Origin of the sequence: Streptomyces niger (assembly GCF_000718305.1) — a bacterium.
Classification (GTDB): domain Bacteria; phylum Actinomycetota; class Actinomycetes; order Streptomycetales; family Streptomycetaceae; genus Streptomyces; species Streptomyces niger.
The window spans coordinates 36,028-50,622 of record NZ_JOFQ01000023.1; the positions used below are offsets into that span (position 1 = coordinate 36,028).

Here is a 14,595-nt window from a genome sequence, read left to right on the forward strand (position 1 = left end):
TCACGCGGGAGAAGCAGTCGCCAGGGCGGAGCGGGCCATGCGCAGCGGCGCGAGGCTCCAGGATCGGAGCACGGCCACCGACAGCACGCCGGCCGCGGCGAGCAGTTGCAGCACCTGGCCCTGCGGGATGCCCCGTGCGGTAAGAGCGCCGGCGAGGGTGACGATCACGATGATGACGACCGCCTCACCCGCACCGATGCGCGAAGGGCCCGCGACGCAGGGGGTGGTGTGGCGGGTATCGAGGCAGGCGGCTGTGCGGGAAGGGGGCAACATCATCGCTCCTGACGGGTGCCCCGGCGGGTTGACCTAGCCGGGGTGCTACTGGCTCCAATTGGTTCGCCGTCGCGAGCAGTTGGCGCTCCTCGCGAGGGGTGGGAACATGGTGGCACCTGTGCACGATGCTCCCTGTCTCCTGCGGAGCTTTCGCGCACTGCTGTCCCAGTCTCCGACGCCTGAACAGCCGCGCGGCCCCCCACAGGCAGACACGGGAAGGTGTTGCGAGGCGCGCACGGCCTGGGCATTTGCCAGCCTGGCCGACCCGGACCGTATGGGTCTCACGTTCTCGGGTAGGGGGTAGGTGCGCGGTTGTCCCAATGCGCGTTGCATGTTCCGTGGGCGGGTGCCACGCTCACGGCGAGCGCTGGATATCCGGCCCCTCCCCTGACTGCTACTGGCTCCAACCGTTACCACTCAGGGACCCTGCACGATCGCGTTGGCGCGCGAGAGTGCCCAGGCCAGCGCCGCTACGGCGGCGCTGGCCTCGCTGTCGCTCCTCTTGTTGGCCTTCAGCCCGGTCGGCGCCGTTCACCGGACCGGCTCCATGAGCACCGGGTGCGTGACGGGGAGTCAGGCGTTGGCACGCTCGTAGTCGATGCCCTGGCCGCCGCAGCCGACCGCCAGGCTCCGCAGCGTCTGCACCTCATCCCGGTCGGCGGTCAGCTCCCAGCGGAGCTTGGTGACACCCAATCCGCGAGGTAGGTGCAGCGGGCGTCGGCCGAGGGCGACATCCACTGGGCGGGGTCCTGGTCGGCCTTGGACCGGTTGGTCTTCGCGGTGACGGCCACCAAAGAGCGCTCGGCGCCCAAGTCGTTGGCGTAGGCCTGACGGCGCTCCTTGGTCCACTGCGAGGCGCCCGAGTTCCAGGCCTCGGCCAGCGGCACCATGTGGTCGATGTCCAGGCCCTTGGGATCGGTGACGGTGTGCTGGTCGTAGTAGAAGAACCACTCGCCCGACAGGATCTTGCATCGCTCACCCTTGACCACCGGGGTACGGGACTGGGCGATCAGCCCTCGTTGCGAGTCCAGCAGCCGTCGCGGTCCTCATCGATCCAGTGCTTGAAGGAGGTGCGCTGGTAGCCATCACGGTTCTCCGCAGACAGCGGCAGGACCTCCACGCCCGCGGCCAGCGTCATCGACTCACCAGGAGGCGACTGCCGGCGCCGGAGCGGCTGCGGCCAGAAGCGGCAGGACGGCAAGAGCGGCATCCGACAACGGCCCGCTGGGTCAGCTGATCACTCTTTGGTTGTAGCGGTCGCAGACCGAGTGAAGACAGGTTTCCTGCGCGAAACCACCCACGCGAAGGAAACCTTCCTCACGCGCGTCCGCCATGCCCCGCGTCACCCGTTTCAGGAGCTTAGAGGGCGTATTCGGCGGCGTCGAAACCGAAGCTTCCCAGTGGCCAGCCCACCACTTTTGGCCCGCGGCTGCCGGGGCGGCGTCGGCTTCCCTGGCGCGCTCTCGTGCGGCGAGGTGGGCAGTTGGGCGCGGGCCAACCCGGGCGGCACGGTCTCCGGGCCGCAGGTCAGGACGAAGTGGCCGGTGACGCAGGCGACGGTGCTCTGCGCGCCGCAGGACCAGAGGGGTGACGCTGGCTCCAGCGCCATCCGCCTCCGTTCTTCATGTCGCCCCTGCACTGCTGGCGGGCCCTCCTCCTGCCTCCCCGGCAGATAGGCCAACACGACTTCTGTGCACCTCGGAGCAATGCAAGGGCGGCAGCGATGCATCATTCGTACATTGAGGCCGCCATAACAGCGTTCGCGACTAGAGCCCAGGCTTCTTCGGAGGGTAGCGGTAGACCCCGACGCTCAAACCATGCCTCCGAGTCGGCAATCCACGCTGACATTGCTTCGAGGAAGCTCTCCAGATCACGATTTTCCCAATTCTCTGCATTATTCTTGAAATCTTCTGAAGCGGACTGCAGGAAGTCCGCCAAACTTTCCATGCTCGAGACGCCTTCCACCTTCTGCCAGAGTTCCATTACTTCCCCATCCCCCTCACCTTTATGAAGGTTCCATCGTTGGGAGTTTTGAATTTTCACCGCTCCCTGCTCACCTCAGCTGGCGTAGCGCGCCTGAACCCTACAGGGATCCCAGCCTCTTTGAAGGTGAACAGCATTCTATTGTCTAGTGCATGAATTTTCCCCTCTTCTTCGAAGATTCTAATCGGCGGAATGTCGTCCCCCCCCCCCCCCCCCCCCCCCCCCCCCCCCCCCCCCCCCCCCCCCACCCTCCCCCCCTCGCCCCCCCGCCTGCCCCCCCCCCCCCTGAACCGGCTTATACCGTCTCCTGCAAGGAAGGCGCCTCCGACGATTAGCGCAGTACTGGCGGCGATAGCTGGCGCACCCGCCACACAGCCCACGACGGTCAGGCAGATGACTCCGCCGGCCACATCGCCGCCGACGCCGGCGGCCATCATCCAAGCACCGAGGAACGTCTCGCCGGCGCCGAAGATGACATCCGGGGTGAACAGCGCCGTGCCGTAATTGACGATCGTGTCGATGGATCCGGTGAGCCAATGCGGCATGGCGGCGGACTGGCTGCTGGCATGTCCGTGACTGCTGGAGTGCGCTGTCCCGTTCGTAGGCGTCGAGCCGCCTCCTCCATTACTGCCCGGGAATCGCCACCACGAGGCAACTCCGCCTCCGGTGGGTCGGCCGTTCTTGGACAGACTGCCGTCGGCGTGGGTGACGACGTCGTCGCCGCAGGGGTCAAAGTTTTGCTCGCCGCAGGCCAGGCCCATGCCACTGGGGTCGCTGTAGGTGAGCGGGTTGTTGCTGGCGTAGCTGTAGCCGTTCAAGGTCTGGGCTTTGTCGGTCTCCAGCAGGGGGTCGACGCTGAGGAAGGTGGCGGTGAGGGGGTCGTATTCGCGGGCGCCGATGTGAGTGAGGCCGGTGGCGGCGTCGGCGGGTTTGCCGAGGAAGGAGTTGTCTTCGGGTCAGATGGTGGCCTTGGTGGCGCGCGAGGGGGGGTGCCGAAGGGAGTGGTGTAGCGCTTGGTGTAGGCGAGGGTACTTGCGTCGATGGCGAGGCTCGCCGTGGCGTGGTGATCGCCGGCCAGGAAGGTCAGTTTGCTGCCCGAGGTCCCGTTGGTGGCGGTGCGCAGGGCTATGGTCTGGCTGGCGGCGGTGTAGTAGCGCAGGCCGGAGAGGGTCTTGACGCCGTCCTTGACCATCAGGTGGATCTCGGTGGCGCCGAAGTAGAGCACGCTCTCGCCGTCGCCGGCGGCGCGGCGGATGAGCAGTTCGCCGTCGGCGTCGTAGAGGTAGCCGGTGCTGGTGGCGGGCTTGCCCTGGGCGGCGGGTTCGCTGGTGATGGCCAGAGCGCTTTCGGTGTTCCAGGTGAGGGTTTCCAGCTCGGGGCTGGCCGCCGCCTCGGGGGTCTTGACCACCAGTACCTCGCGATAGCCCTCGGCGGTCGCCGTGAGTTGCAGGTCGACATCCTTGAGGACGTCGGGGTAGGTGGCGGTGGCTCCGTCCAGGGTCGGGCTGGGTAGGGTGCCGGGCCAGCCGAAGGCCATGCTGCGCTCGTCCTTGCCCAGGCCCAGCATGCCCGCACCCGCGCCGCCGCCGGAGAAGGCCAGGTCCACCACGGCGGCCTTTGGCGCCACGGTGCCATCGGCGCAGCGCACCTAGGTGGTGCCGATGTCCTGCCAGGAGCCGTCGACGTCCCTCACGCGCTGCGGGATGGTGGACTGGGTCAGGGTGAAGGTCCCGTCAGGGTTGGCGATGGTCTGGGTGTAGGGGGTGCGCTCGGAGAGCATCTCCACCGGCTCCCCTCTCGCCGCCGCCCGCACCGAGGCCGACTGCCCCGCCGCGAGCTCGGCCGGCGCGGCATGCGCCACGGACTGCGGACCGGTCAGCGCCGGAAGCGCCGCCAGCAACGCCGCACTCATCACGCCGGCGATTCCCCGCCGTAACCCGCTCATGCCCGCACCGCCATGGCTCTCCCCCACTTTGCCCTCACGACTCCCCCACCTAGAGTTCACAGGTCTCTCACAAGTCGCGTGAGTCAATTGGGCCACAGTTCCCCCGTCAAGCGTGATCTGCATCACTATTTACGGTGATCCAGGGGCGAGGAGAAGGGAACAACGAGTTACCAGTCAATTGCCCGCCGTTTCCGCCGATTCATCGCGAGGAAGGCCACTGTGCGGAGCATCGGTGCACTCTCGACTGGAGCGCGAAGGCAGCGCAGGCCGCCTCGTGGGCGGGAAAACTGCTGCTTCGAGGTGACCACGCCTTGGCTGAGAGCAACCCTGACGTCGGACAGCACGGTAAGTACCTGGCAGAAGAAACGGGAGCGTCACCTCATGTTGCGCACCGACCTGGCCGCGGAACTGCGCCGCCGTGCCGACACCGACCAGCGGGCCCGCAACAGGTACCTGCAGACCGGCGAGTTCGAGGACATCGCACGGATCGACACCCAGAACACCGCCTGGCTGAAGGCCGCCCTTGCCGAACACGGCTGGCCCGGCATCACCCTGGTGGGAGACCAAGGAGCCGACGACGCATGGCCCCTGGTCCAGCACGCCGATCGCGACCCCGAGTTCCAGCGCCAAGCTTTGGTGCAACTCGAAGCTGCCGTCGAAGCCGGTGACGCCCCAGCCCGCCACCTCGCCTATCTCACCGACCGCGTACTGGTCGGCGACGGCAAACCGCAGCTGTACGGAACGCAGTACACCGACGAAGGCGGCAGTCTGCGACGCCAACCCGTCCACGACCCCGACCACCTGGACGAACGCCGCACCGCGATGGGACTGGACACAGCCGCCGCCTACGACCAACGCATGCAACAGACCCACCGCTGACCCCGGCCCGCACCGAATCACGTTCACCCAGGCCATTGGCGACAACAACGAGCCACTGAACGCCGCTCAATACAGAGCAGGGGCCTGACGCCAGGCGCGTCAGCAGTACCGGCTTCGAGCACTGCCTGAGTTTCGGAATGCACCCCCTGTGCCGCGGAGAACAGCAAGCTTATGAAAGCCACTCGGCGAAGGAAACCCTCGGGGAGGACCGACCAGCTTCGGGTGAAACGAGTCCCACGCTCGGCGGCAGCGCGTGAAGGTGCCGCGCTGCAGCGGGTCCATTGACCCGGTTGGCAGTCGGTCAGGCAGCAAGAAACCCCGCTCCGGGCCGGGCGGGGTTTACTGTGGAGCGCTGAGCAGGCCTTGCACCTGCATCTCCCCGCAGGAAGCGGGGCGTCTTTCCTTGGACCACCAACGCCTGGCCTGCCGCCTACGATCGGGCGACCTGCTCAAGATCAACTATAGCATCCGGCAGTCCGCCACTGCATCCAGAGGGGACATAGGACACGCCGTTGTGTCGCCGTGCGTACCGCGTCTTTGCCGGCGTGCCGCAACGGCTGTTGTCGGCCGGGTCAGAGGAGCGCTGCGGAGTTCATTCATCCTCTTCGTCCTCGTCCTCAGGGGGCCGCAGGTAACACAAATCGAGCGTGTAGGCCTCTGTGGTGGGGGTCTGTGCCCAGGCGCGATCTGTCTCCTCGTCCGAGGCGTCCTCCGCGAGCGCGTGGAGGGTGGCGTGGTAGTGGTCGTGGGTGGCCTGCCGCCCGACCCAGGAGGCATAGCCGCCGTAGACGCCGGGCCGGGGCAGGGGCATCTCGCCGACCGGGCCCGCGGTGAACGCGCCGATGACGAGGCTGCCGGTCTCCGACTCCAGCGTGATGGGGACACTGCCTTCGACGTCGGCCGGTTCGGCGGGGGGTGTGTCCCAGATGCGGACGGCGAGGGTGGCCTTGAGGACGTCTTGCAGGCTGTGTAGGTACAGGTGGTAGCCGTTGCCGGCGACCACCTGGCTGCGGGAGGCGGCCAGTGCCTGCTCGTCATCGAGGTAGGCATCGGCGTCGTAGACCTCCAAGATGCGGCGGTCGGGGCGGGCCTGGGCGCGGTACTCGGCGACGAGCGGCATGGCGACTTTCTCCTCCGGGTCAGGTGACCTTGACGTAGAAGGGGTCACCGTCGAGCATGCGGTTGCCAATGTAGAGGGCGTTCAGGGCTCGACCGCCCGCCTCGTTGTCGTCTCCGTCGATCAAGCGGACGGAGTAGCGGTCATCGCCCTTGTTGGAGCTTTCCCTGGTGGAGGCGTCCTTGCGGTTCATGGACAGCTCCACACGGGCCTGGGTGAGCACGGTGCCCTTGTACTTGCCGGCGGTCGGACCGGCGTAGTCAAAGCGGACGTTGGAGTGGTAGGCGTCGACCATCCCAGGTGCCGTCCACGGCCCACGTCCGCAGCCGGTTGTAGACGCCTCGCCAATTGCCGTACTTCTCCGGCAGGTGCACCCACTGCGCGCCGGTCTGGAACTTGAAGGCGACCGCGTCGATCACCACCCGGTGATCGCGCCAGCGACCACCCCGCCTCGGCACTCGGGCCGGCAACAACGGCTCGATCCGCTCCCACGGCACGTCGGTTAACGGCATACCTGGAGCGACGACCAACCGACCCAAACGAAACTGCCCGGGTGGGCCAGGACGTTGACGCGCTCACGGGGTGCGGCGTCCACGGCAGGCTGTTGTGGCCGTCGTACGGCCGGGCTGTTCAGTGCGCGGTGAGGCCGCCGTCGACCACCAGCTCCGAGCCGGTGACGAACGAGGAGTCGTCGCAGGCCAGGAAGAGGATCGCGGAGGCCACCTCGTCGGCGCGGCCGGCTCGGCGCATGGGGGTGCGCTGGATGTCCGGCTGCTGGTCGCCCTGGTCGTCCAGGAGGTCCTGGATCATCGGCGTGGCGATCACCCCGGGGTGCACCGAGTTGACCCGTACTCCCTGCCGGGCGTACTCGACCGCGGCGGTCTTGCTCAGCAGGCGCACGGCCCCCTTGGACGCCTGGTAGGCCGCCGCCGCGCCACTTCCCACCAGGCCGAGTACGGACGAGGTATTGATCACCGAGGCGTTGCCGCTCGCACGCAGGAGCGGCATCGCCGCCTTCATGCCGAGCCAGGTGCCTTTCTGGTTCACGTCGATGACGCGGTCCCACGCCTCTTCCCGCGTGTCCTCGACACCTGGCCAGTCCAGGATGCCGGCGAGGTTCACGAGCACGTCCAGCGTTCCGAACCGGTCGCGTACGAGGGTGATCACTTCGTCCCACTCCCCCGCGGAGGAGACATCGAGGCGGGCAGCGACGACCTCTGCGCCGCGTGCCCCGATCCGCTGGGCCAGGTCCCGCAGGGGGTCTTCGGCGACATCGGTGATCACCAGCCGGGCGCCTTCGCGGGCGAAGAGTTCGGCGGTCGCTGTGCCGAGGCCGCCGGTCGCGCCCGTGATCAGCGCGACCTTGCCGTCAAGTCGTTGTTCTGTCATGGATGTGGTCCTTGGTTGTCGTTGATGCTGACTGGCGGTTCTCGTTGATGCTGACCGGCTGACCGGTTGACCGGCTGACTGCTGTGCCGGGGTTTCTTGGTCCGCCGACGGCGGATGCGCCCCCCGGTGACCGGGGCGGCCGCGGCCCGGTCTGCTCTACGGCGACGTCTGCTCCCGGTAGAGCACGAGGTGCTCGTGATAGAGCACTCCGTCCCGGATGTCGCCGGTGGCGGTGAACCCGGTGTCGTCGACGTAGTCCAGGTGGCTGCCGGTCACCGTGTACCGGCCGGTGTACGCGCTGCGCCGCTCGCCGCGGGCCTCGTCGTAGCGGCCGTTCGGCAGCAGTTCCTGACGGATGTGCCCATCCGCGGTCACCCACGTTCCGACCACGTCGACGTGGTCGCTCTCCACGGACCCGGCCATGGCGGACTCCTCTCCTCGAATGGTGCGGTCTCTCCCGCTCCACCGAGTCTGGGCAGGTCAGCGGCCACCAACCAGGGCGCGTGCTGCCTGGGTGCGCCACACCCAGGCAGCACACCGGGCCGCCGCCTAGCCTGGACGCATGGACGACAACCACCTGGGAGACTTCCTCCGCGCACGCCGCGCCGGCCTGCAGCCGCAGGACGTCGGCATGAGGAGCTACGGAGCCCGCAGAGTCGCCGGACTACGCCGCGAGGAGGTCGCCGTCCTGGCCGGAGTGAACGCCGACTACTACACCCGTCTCGAACAAGGCCGTGAACGCAAACCCTCGCCCCAGGTGGTCGACGCGCTCAGCCGCGCGCTGCGCCTCGACGCGGACGCCCGCGCGCACTTGTACCGGCTGGCCGGGGCCACGCCGAGCGAACGACCCTCCGTCCACGCCGCCGAGCGGGTCAGCCCGGCGCTGCGACAGTTGATGGACGGCTACCCGAACACTCCGGCGTTCGTCATGAGCCGGAGCCTGGACCTCCTCGCCGTCAACGCCTTGGCCGATGCCCTCTACGCTCCGTTCGAGCCGGCGGACAACTTGGCCCGCATGACCTTCCTCGACCCCGCGGGCCGCAACTTCTACACGGACTGGGACCGGGCAGCACAGGCCACCGTCGCCAACCTTCGCGAGGCAACCGGATTCGACCCGGACAACCCACGGCTGCGCGAACTCGTCCGCACCCTCACCGAGCACAGCGCGGACTTCACCCGCCTCTGGCAGTCCCACACCGTGCGAGGCAAAGCACAGGACGCCAAACACTTCCGCCACCCAGAAGTCGGCCCGCTCACTCTCACCTATCAAGCATTCGACGTACGCGAGACGCCCGGCCAGCAGCTCGTCATCTACCATGCCGAACCAGGCAGCCCCAGCGCCCAGTCCCTCAATCTGCTCGGTTCCCTCCACGCCACCCGGCGCCGGCTCGACTCCGGACCCACCGCTGACCAGCCGGCGGAGCGTGGAGATCGGCGGCGATAGGTCGGCTTCGCCTCCGCATGTTTCACAGGTGCCGGCAGCCGCCCGGAGCTGCCGGCCGCGGTGCAGCTCGCCGGAGAGATCCGTTCCCCTGGCGCCGCCGTGCCCCTCGCCGTCCACGAGCACAAGCGGCTCGGCTGCGGGATCGAACTCGCCCTGCTCGCGCTCGCCGAGGAGCTGACGGCGAGCGATATCGGGCTGGAGTTCCTCGCCGGGGGGCGAAGGGTTCGCACAACCCGTCCGGCATCGTGTTCACCGTGCTCGCCGCCATGTCCGGCATGGAGTGCGAGTACCTCCGCGACCGCACCCTCGAAGGCACGAGGGCACGAGGGCACGAGGGCACGAAGGCACGAGGGCGCGCGCAAGTGCGGCAGGACCATCGGCGGCGCGGGCGTCACCGAGGAGTCGATGCCGTCCATGGCCCGCCGCCTGCGCGACCGGGAGATGAGCCCGCGTAATATCGCTCAGCGGCTCGTAACTGGCCGCCGACCGAAGGAAACCGCCTAGTACGCGAGCTGTCCGATGCCCCCGTCAACGCGCAGCACGGTCCCTGCGGTGTAGGCGGATTCGTCCGAGGCGAGATAGACCGCTGCCTTCGCCAGCTCGGTGGCGGTTCCCAGGCGATGGAGAGGCACGGTCTGCCGGAGTTCCTCGTAGAGGGCGGCCTGGCGCTCGGGGCCGAGGGGCGCGAACGCGTTGGTGATCGTCGGGCCCGGGCTCAGGCCGTTGACGCGGATGCCGCGGTCCTTCAGTTCATGGGTCAGCCCGCGCGTGTAGGAGAGCAGGCCCGCTTTGGCCGCGCCGTAGACCGTCGCGTTTTCGTGTCCGATGTACGCGGAGACCGAGCCGACGAGGATGACCGAGGACTGCTGGGAGAAGAGCGGCAGCAGGTCCCTGATCAGGAAGAACGGCGCCTTGAGATTGGTCGCGAGGAGCCTGTCGAACGCCTCCTCGGTCCATGCCTCGATGGGGAGGTGGGTGACGTCGGCGGCATTGCTCATCAGGATGTCGAGCTTCGGCCATTCCTCCCGGAGCCGCGCCGCGAGCGTCGCCTGGCCGGGTACGTCGCCGGCGTCACTGGCGATGGTCAGCAGCGGGCCGTCCAATTGCCGGGCTGCCTCGTCCAGCTTTTCCTGAGAGCGGCCGGTGATGGCGACAGTCGCTCCTTCGGCGAGGAACTCGCGGGCCGTTTCGAGGCCGATGCCGCTCGTACCCCCTGTGATCAGCGCGTGCTTTCCCGCAAGACGATCCATTGTTCTGTCCCTCCTCAGATTGCGGTGCGGCCACTGTCGGCGGCCACGATCGCGCCTGTCATGTAACTGGCCCGGTCCTTGGCGAGAATGGCGATCACTTGGGCCACCTCGGCCGGGGTGGAGGTGCGCTCGAGTGCGGTGGCCAGGCCCATGCCACCGATGTCCGAATCCCCTCGCCTTCTCCGCGGGCAGAGCGGTGAGCAGCAACGGTGAGCAGGAACGGGGCACGCACATTGACCGCGAAGGTGGCGTCGTAGCTCGCGAGAACCTGCCCGGTGGTCGGGGAGAACGTCATGACGCTCGCGTTGTTGACCAAGACGTCGACGGCTTCGGCGTCCGCGGCCAGCTGTCGCACGCACGCCAAGTCGGACACATCGGCAGCGACGAAACGCACCGTCCCGGCGGACTCGCCACCGACTGCGCGGAGGTCTTCCACGATCTGGGCACCGCGCTCCGGATCGGTGTCGGTGTGCCGGTCAGGACCAAGTCGGCGCCGTCCGCGGCCAGCACCTTGGCCGTCGCGTGCCCGAGTCCGCCGATCGCGCCGGATCCGGTGACCAGTGCCGTCTCACCTGCGAATTGCATTGCTTCGCCCTTCGTGCCGGCCAATGAGCGACTGACTTCTGTGCGTACGTTCAAGAAGTGCCGCAACGGAAGCTACGACTTCTTGAACGCTAAGTCAAGAAGTCGTAGTATCGAGCACGTGGCACGAACCGGACGCCCCCGCGAGTTCAACAAGGAACAGACGCTGGAGCGCGCACTGACACTGTTCTGGTCCCGGGGATACGGGGCGACGTCGATCCAAGACCTGGTCGACGCGCTGGCCGTCGAGCGCGGCAGCCTCTACGGCACGTTCGGCGACAAGCGCCGCTTTTACCTCGAAGCCGTCAGGCTCTACTGGGAGGTGTACGAGCGGCACCTGATCGCCACGCTCGACACCAGTCCGCTCCTGCCTGCCCTGCGCGAGATCCTGACCCATCCCGCGCGGCTGGATGAACTGGTCTCCGACGTGGGCGTACCGCAGGGCTGCCTGGTCGGCAACACGACCGCCGAACTCGTTCCCCAAGACGGCGAAGCCACGGAGATCGTCACGCGCTCGTACCGCCGATTCACCGATATCGTCACCGACGCGCTGAGCCGCGCTCAGGCCGCCGGAGAGGTCACGGACAGGGCCCACCCCGCGGCCCAGGCCCAGATGCTGCTCTATCTGGTCCAAGGTCTCTCGCTCGTATCGAGGGCGGGGCTCGACAAGGCCGCGGCCCTGGCGGCGATCGATGCGGCGGTGGACGGGTTGCGGGCGTGACCGGTCCTCTTGCGCGGCCCGCTACGCGAACGGTCTGCGCTTCCACGAGCACCACATGCCGCATTCCCGTTCGTCACCGGCGACGGCGGAGCGCGACTGGTCGCCGACGCGCCGACGCAAGCCTGCGTTGACTGCAGACGCCCCAGCGGCAGAACCCCGGAGGCGACGAGCCATGGAGGCGACGGGCCATGGACGCGTCGAGCCATGGAGGCGACGAGCCGTGAGGCTCCATCCCCCGCGGCGCCAACCTTGCCCAGGCCGTCGGTCGCCTGCATCCGACCTGCTCAGGGCCGAGGCCCCGGCCGGCTCGGTTGACCGTCGCAATTAACTGCAACTAGCCTGGTGGCAGTTGGTCCACGGCGACAGGAGCCGGAGATGGCGGGGCTCAGCAGCAGAAGCACGGTCGCGATTCACGCGCTTGCGATGCTGGCGCACCGGCGTGGAGGCTCGCTGACTTCCGCGGAGATCGCGGACAGCCTCGAAAGTAATCCAGTTCTTGTGCGGCGCATCCTCGGCCGCTTGCGAGACGCTCACCTGGTGCGGTCCGCCGAGGGGCGGGGCGGTGGCTGGTCCCTCGCCCGCAATCCGCGGGACGTCACGCTGTATGACGCGTACGCCGCCGTAGAGGGGGAGCGGATCTTCTCGAGGCACCCCCATCCACCCAGTGAGGCATGCGTGATCGGTCGCAACATCGGCGAGTTGCTCGACGTCGAGTTTCAGAACGCGGAGCGGGCTCTGGAGGAACAGCTCGGCCGAACGACGCTCGCCGCCCTGCTGCAGCAGATACTGGCCTCCGACAACGAAGCCAAGGACCGCTGATTCGAAGTCAAGGATCGCTGAGTCCAAGCCAAGGGCCGCTGATTCAGCCGTGCCGCATAACGCCCCGCGTCCTGACGCACCCTAACTGTAACTAGTGTAGTTGCAGTTTGTTTCGAGGCTTCAGGGCTTCAGGGCTTCAGGGCTTCAGAGCTTTAGGACCTCCGGGCTCCCGATGTCAGCGGCCGCACGATCCCTCTGTATGCACCCGGACTTGACGGCCCGAACACCTACTCAGAACGTGCCAGGAGTGAGAGCCATGCAGCAGAAAGCCGAAGCGATCGCGAGCGCCGAGGCTCGCGGTCCTGCGACCTACGACCTCGTGATCCGTCGCGCACGTGTCTTCGACGGCCGACAGTCGCTCACCGGTCTGTACGACGTCGCCATCGACGGCACAGAGATCGCTTCCGTCTCGGCCGAGCTTCTCAGGGGCAGACAGGAGGTGGATGCGGCCGGAGGATGGGTCATGCCGGGACTGATCGACACTCATGTCCACTTTTACGACGTGCACGCGGTTTCCGATCCTGATTCGATGCGGGCCTTCGAGGAGAACGAGCTCCCCGGAAGGCTCGGGCTGTTCCTCGACCACGGGGTCACCACCATCAAGTCGGTGGGCGATCCGACGGACGGAATCCTGGACACGCGGGCCAGAATCGCCGCGGGCACGCTGCGGGGCCCGCGGCTGTTGGCGACCGGTTGCGGTATCACCGGACGCGACGGGCATCCCGCCGCCACTGTCTTCCGCGGCAACCCCTGGGCGCGCGAGCGCTTCACGGCAGAGGTCGACAGCGTGCAGGAGATCCGCGACCTGGTGCACCGTCTCGCCGACCGCAAGGTGGACGCGATCAAACTCCTGTCGGAAGGCGCGTGCGCACACGCTGGCGGCCCGAAGTACTTCTGGCAGAATCCCGCCTTTCCGGATGGTGTCGAATTGGAACGGCTTCCCCTCGATCTCCTTCGGGCGGGTATCGAGACCGGGCACGAGCGGGGCCTACGGGTTACCGTCCACACCACCCAGCAAGCCGCGGCACGCGAGGCGATCGAGGCCGGAGCGGACGGCCTGGAGCACGGTGTCACCGCCGAACCCCTCACCGACCGCTCGCTCATCGACCTGATGCTCGAACACGACATCACCTACACGCCCACGCTCTGGATCGACGACGCCCACCCGGACGCCCGTGGCAATCTCCGGAAGGTCGCTGAGGCCGGCGTGCACATCGCGCTGGGCAGCGACACCTTCAGCGGCCGGGGCCTGTTCGGAGCCAACACTCTGGAAGAAGCCGAACTCATGGTGGCGGCCGGGATGGTGCCCGCCCAGGTGCTGGCCGCAGGCACCAGCGGCGCGGCGCGCCAGTGCGTCCGCCCCGACCTCGGCACGGTGGCCCCCGGCAAGCGCGCCGACCTGCTCGTGTTGAACGCCGATCCCACCGCGGACATCGGCGCCCTTCGCGACCTCCGCATGGTGATCCTGAACGGCCGCCTCGCCGTCGACAAGCGCCAGGCAGTGTCGTCCGACATCACCGGGCGGACCGAGGAAGGCGCCGCGATATGAAGTCCGGCCAGGTAGACGGTGGCGGTCTTCTCCTGGCGGCAGTGATGCCTCGCCACTGTTTCAGGCGGCTACCGCATGACGCCAGTTCTCGTTTCGAATGTTTCGGATGTTTCGGATCAAGCCCCGGTTTCCCTCTCAACGACCCGCCGCCCTCACAGGCGGATGGCTATACAGGCGGATGGCTATACAGGCGGATGACCATCCCACGCGCTGACGTCATGTCTCGTGAACATTCGCGGGGCCGTCGACCTCCAACTGCTGCCCGAAGTGCCGGTGCCGGACAAACGCTGCTGCTGAAAGTGAACGAGGCCGGGCTGCTGGAAGTGAACGGGGCCGGCCGCCGGGAGCGATCGGCGGCCGGCCCCGCTTTCAAGTGCCGTCCTGGCCGAATGACGGCCGGTGGGTGCGGTCAGGCGTCGCTGGTGTCGGTCGGTGCCGCCTCACCGAGCATGGCAAGGGTCAGCACGTTGCCGGAGATGCCCCAGCCGCCGTCGGCGACCTCTTCGACCAGCACCATCGTGGTGTTGCGGGCGCGCTCGCCGTAGATCTCGACGTACAGCTCGGTGGTGCGGGTGACGATCTTCTCCTTCTGGCTCGGGGTGAGGGTCTTCTCGGGGACCTTGAAGTTCGCGAAAGGCATGGCC

Annotated in this window: 21 protein-coding genes; 5 read left to right on the plus strand and 16 right to left on the minus strand. The window is 67.7% G+C overall.

Annotation, left to right across the window (positions count from 1 at the left end; translation table 11 throughout):
• From IF20_RS39455 to IF20_RS31165, 7 genes are all read right to left on the minus strand, one after another.
• Complete coding sequence (locus tag IF20_RS39455; protein ID WP_052868743.1) at positions 1–276, minus strand: hypothetical protein; 276 nt, start codon at positions 274–276, stop codon at positions 1–3.
• A gap of 659 nt (positions 277–935) precedes the next feature.
• Positions 936–1,262, minus strand: coding sequence for an HNH endonuclease family protein (locus IF20_RS40985; RefSeq protein WP_407702574.1), 327 nt, complete (start codon positions 1,260–1,262; stop codon positions 936–938).
• 20 nt (positions 1,263–1,282) lie between these two features.
• Positions 1,283–1,483 (minus strand): hypothetical protein, encoded by a 201-nt coding sequence (locus tag IF20_RS40990; protein ID WP_407702575.1) that lies wholly within the window; start codon positions 1,481–1,483, stop codon positions 1,283–1,285.
• A gap of 518 nt (positions 1,484–2,001) precedes the next feature.
• Positions 2,002–2,256 carry a DUF7660 family protein gene (locus IF20_RS39460; protein WP_199896827.1) on the minus strand — a complete coding sequence of 85 codons (255 nt, stop codon included), beginning with the start codon at positions 2,254–2,256 and terminating at the stop codon, positions 2,002–2,004.
• Positions 2,257–2,312: 56 nt separating this feature from the next.
• A complete protein-coding gene (locus IF20_RS40995) occupies positions 2,313–3,155 on the minus strand; it encodes an RHS repeat-associated core domain-containing protein (protein ID WP_407702577.1) in 843 nt (280 codons plus the stop codon).
• A complete protein-coding gene (locus IF20_RS40195; RefSeq protein WP_407702576.1) occupies positions 3,071–3,883 on the minus strand; it encodes a hypothetical protein in 813 nt (270 codons plus the stop codon). The genes IF20_RS40995 and IF20_RS40195 overlap by 85 nt, the downstream gene beginning before the upstream one ends.
• Positions 3,884–3,904: 21 nt before the next feature.
• Complete coding sequence (locus IF20_RS31165; RefSeq protein WP_199896828.1) at positions 3,905–4,168, minus strand: hypothetical protein; 264 nt, start codon at positions 4,166–4,168, stop codon at positions 3,905–3,907.
• Positions 4,169–4,582: 414 nt separating this feature from the next.
• Here IF20_RS31165 and IF20_RS31170 point away from each other — a divergent pair, with 414 nt between their 5' ends.
• On the plus strand, positions 4,583–5,080 hold the full coding sequence (locus IF20_RS31170; RefSeq protein WP_052868747.1) for a DUF6624 domain-containing protein: 498 nt from the start codon (positions 4,583–4,585) through the stop codon (positions 5,078–5,080).
• A 592-nt stretch (positions 5,081–5,672) separates the two neighbouring features.
• Here IF20_RS31170 and IF20_RS31175 read toward each other — a convergent pair.
• The 5 genes from IF20_RS31175 to IF20_RS31190 all read right to left on the minus strand — a co-directional run bounded on the left by IF20_RS31175 (position 5,673) and on the right by IF20_RS31190 (position 8,009).
• Positions 5,673–6,200 carry a hypothetical protein gene (locus tag IF20_RS31175; protein WP_052868748.1) on the minus strand — a complete coding sequence of 176 codons (528 nt, stop codon included), beginning with the start codon at positions 6,198–6,200 and terminating at the stop codon, positions 5,673–5,675.
• Between the two features lie 19 nt (positions 6,201–6,219).
• Positions 6,220–6,492 (minus strand): hypothetical protein, encoded by a 273-nt coding sequence (locus IF20_RS31180; RefSeq protein ID WP_052868749.1) that lies wholly within the window; start codon positions 6,490–6,492, stop codon positions 6,220–6,222.
• Positions 6,458–6,709 carry a transposase gene (locus IF20_RS38405; RefSeq protein WP_110944706.1) on the minus strand — a complete coding sequence of 84 codons (252 nt, stop codon included), beginning with the start codon at positions 6,707–6,709 and terminating at the stop codon, positions 6,458–6,460. Before IF20_RS38405 ends, IF20_RS31180 begins: the two co-directional genes overlap by 35 nt.
• A 118-nt stretch (positions 6,710–6,827) precedes the next feature.
• Positions 6,828–7,586: an SDR family NAD(P)-dependent oxidoreductase gene (locus IF20_RS31185; protein WP_052868750.1), complete on the minus strand. Its 759-nt coding sequence runs from the start codon at positions 7,584–7,586 to the stop codon at positions 6,828–6,830.
• Positions 7,587–7,742: 156 nt separating this feature from the next.
• The gene (locus tag IF20_RS31190) at positions 7,743–8,009 is read right to left on the minus strand and encodes an Atu4866 domain-containing protein (protein ID WP_052868751.1); all 267 of its coding nucleotides are present in this window, start codon (positions 8,007–8,009) and stop codon (positions 7,743–7,745) included.
• 139 nt (positions 8,010–8,148) lie between these two features.
• Here IF20_RS31190 and IF20_RS31195 point away from each other — a divergent pair, with 139 nt between their 5' ends.
• Positions 8,149–9,030 (plus strand): helix-turn-helix transcriptional regulator, encoded by an 882-nt coding sequence (locus IF20_RS31195; RefSeq protein ID WP_052868752.1) that lies wholly within the window; start codon positions 8,149–8,151, stop codon positions 9,028–9,030.
• A 500-nt stretch (positions 9,031–9,530) separates the two neighbouring features.
• Here the strand turns inward: IF20_RS31195 and IF20_RS31200 are convergent, their stop codons facing one another.
• From IF20_RS31200 to IF20_RS40205, 3 genes are read right to left on the minus strand one after another with little or no spacing between them, the layout of a single operon-like run.
• Positions 9,531–10,280 carry an SDR family oxidoreductase gene (locus IF20_RS31200; protein WP_052868753.1) on the minus strand — a complete coding sequence of 250 codons (750 nt, stop codon included), beginning with the start codon at positions 10,278–10,280 and terminating at the stop codon, positions 9,531–9,533.
• A gap of 14 nt (positions 10,281–10,294) precedes the next feature.
• A complete protein-coding gene (locus tag IF20_RS40200) occupies positions 10,295–10,432 on the minus strand; it encodes an SDR family oxidoreductase (protein ID WP_234426890.1) in 138 nt (45 codons plus the stop codon).
• Positions 10,375–10,716 carry an SDR family NAD(P)-dependent oxidoreductase gene (locus IF20_RS40205; protein WP_234426891.1) on the minus strand — a complete coding sequence of 114 codons (342 nt, stop codon included), beginning with the start codon at positions 10,714–10,716 and terminating at the stop codon, positions 10,375–10,377. Before IF20_RS40205 ends, IF20_RS40200 begins: the two co-directional genes overlap by 58 nt.
• Before the next feature lie 267 nt (positions 10,717–10,983).
• Between IF20_RS40205 and IF20_RS31210 the strand changes: the two genes are divergently transcribed.
• The 3 genes from IF20_RS31210 to IF20_RS31220 all read left to right on the plus strand — a co-directional run bounded on the left by IF20_RS31210 (position 10,984) and on the right by IF20_RS31220 (position 13,951).
• Positions 10,984–11,583 carry a TetR/AcrR family transcriptional regulator gene (locus IF20_RS31210; protein ID WP_052868754.1) on the plus strand — a complete coding sequence of 200 codons (600 nt, stop codon included), beginning with the start codon at positions 10,984–10,986 and terminating at the stop codon, positions 11,581–11,583.
• A gap of 375 nt (positions 11,584–11,958) precedes the next feature.
• Entirely contained in the window at positions 11,959–12,402 is a 444-nt protein-coding gene (locus IF20_RS31215) for an Rrf2 family transcriptional regulator (RefSeq protein ID WP_052868755.1), read from the plus strand.
• Between the two features lie 256 nt (positions 12,403–12,658).
• Positions 12,659–13,951, plus strand: coding sequence for an amidohydrolase family protein (locus tag IF20_RS31220; protein WP_110944708.1), 1,293 nt, complete (start codon positions 12,659–12,661; stop codon positions 13,949–13,951).
• A 409-nt stretch (positions 13,952–14,360) separates the two neighbouring features.
• Here the strand turns inward: IF20_RS31220 and IF20_RS31225 are convergent, their stop codons facing one another.
• Positions 14,361–14,591, minus strand: coding sequence for a tautomerase family protein (locus IF20_RS31225; RefSeq protein WP_052868756.1), 231 nt, complete (start codon positions 14,589–14,591; stop codon positions 14,361–14,363).
• Between the last annotated feature and the right edge of the window lie 4 nt (positions 14,592–14,595).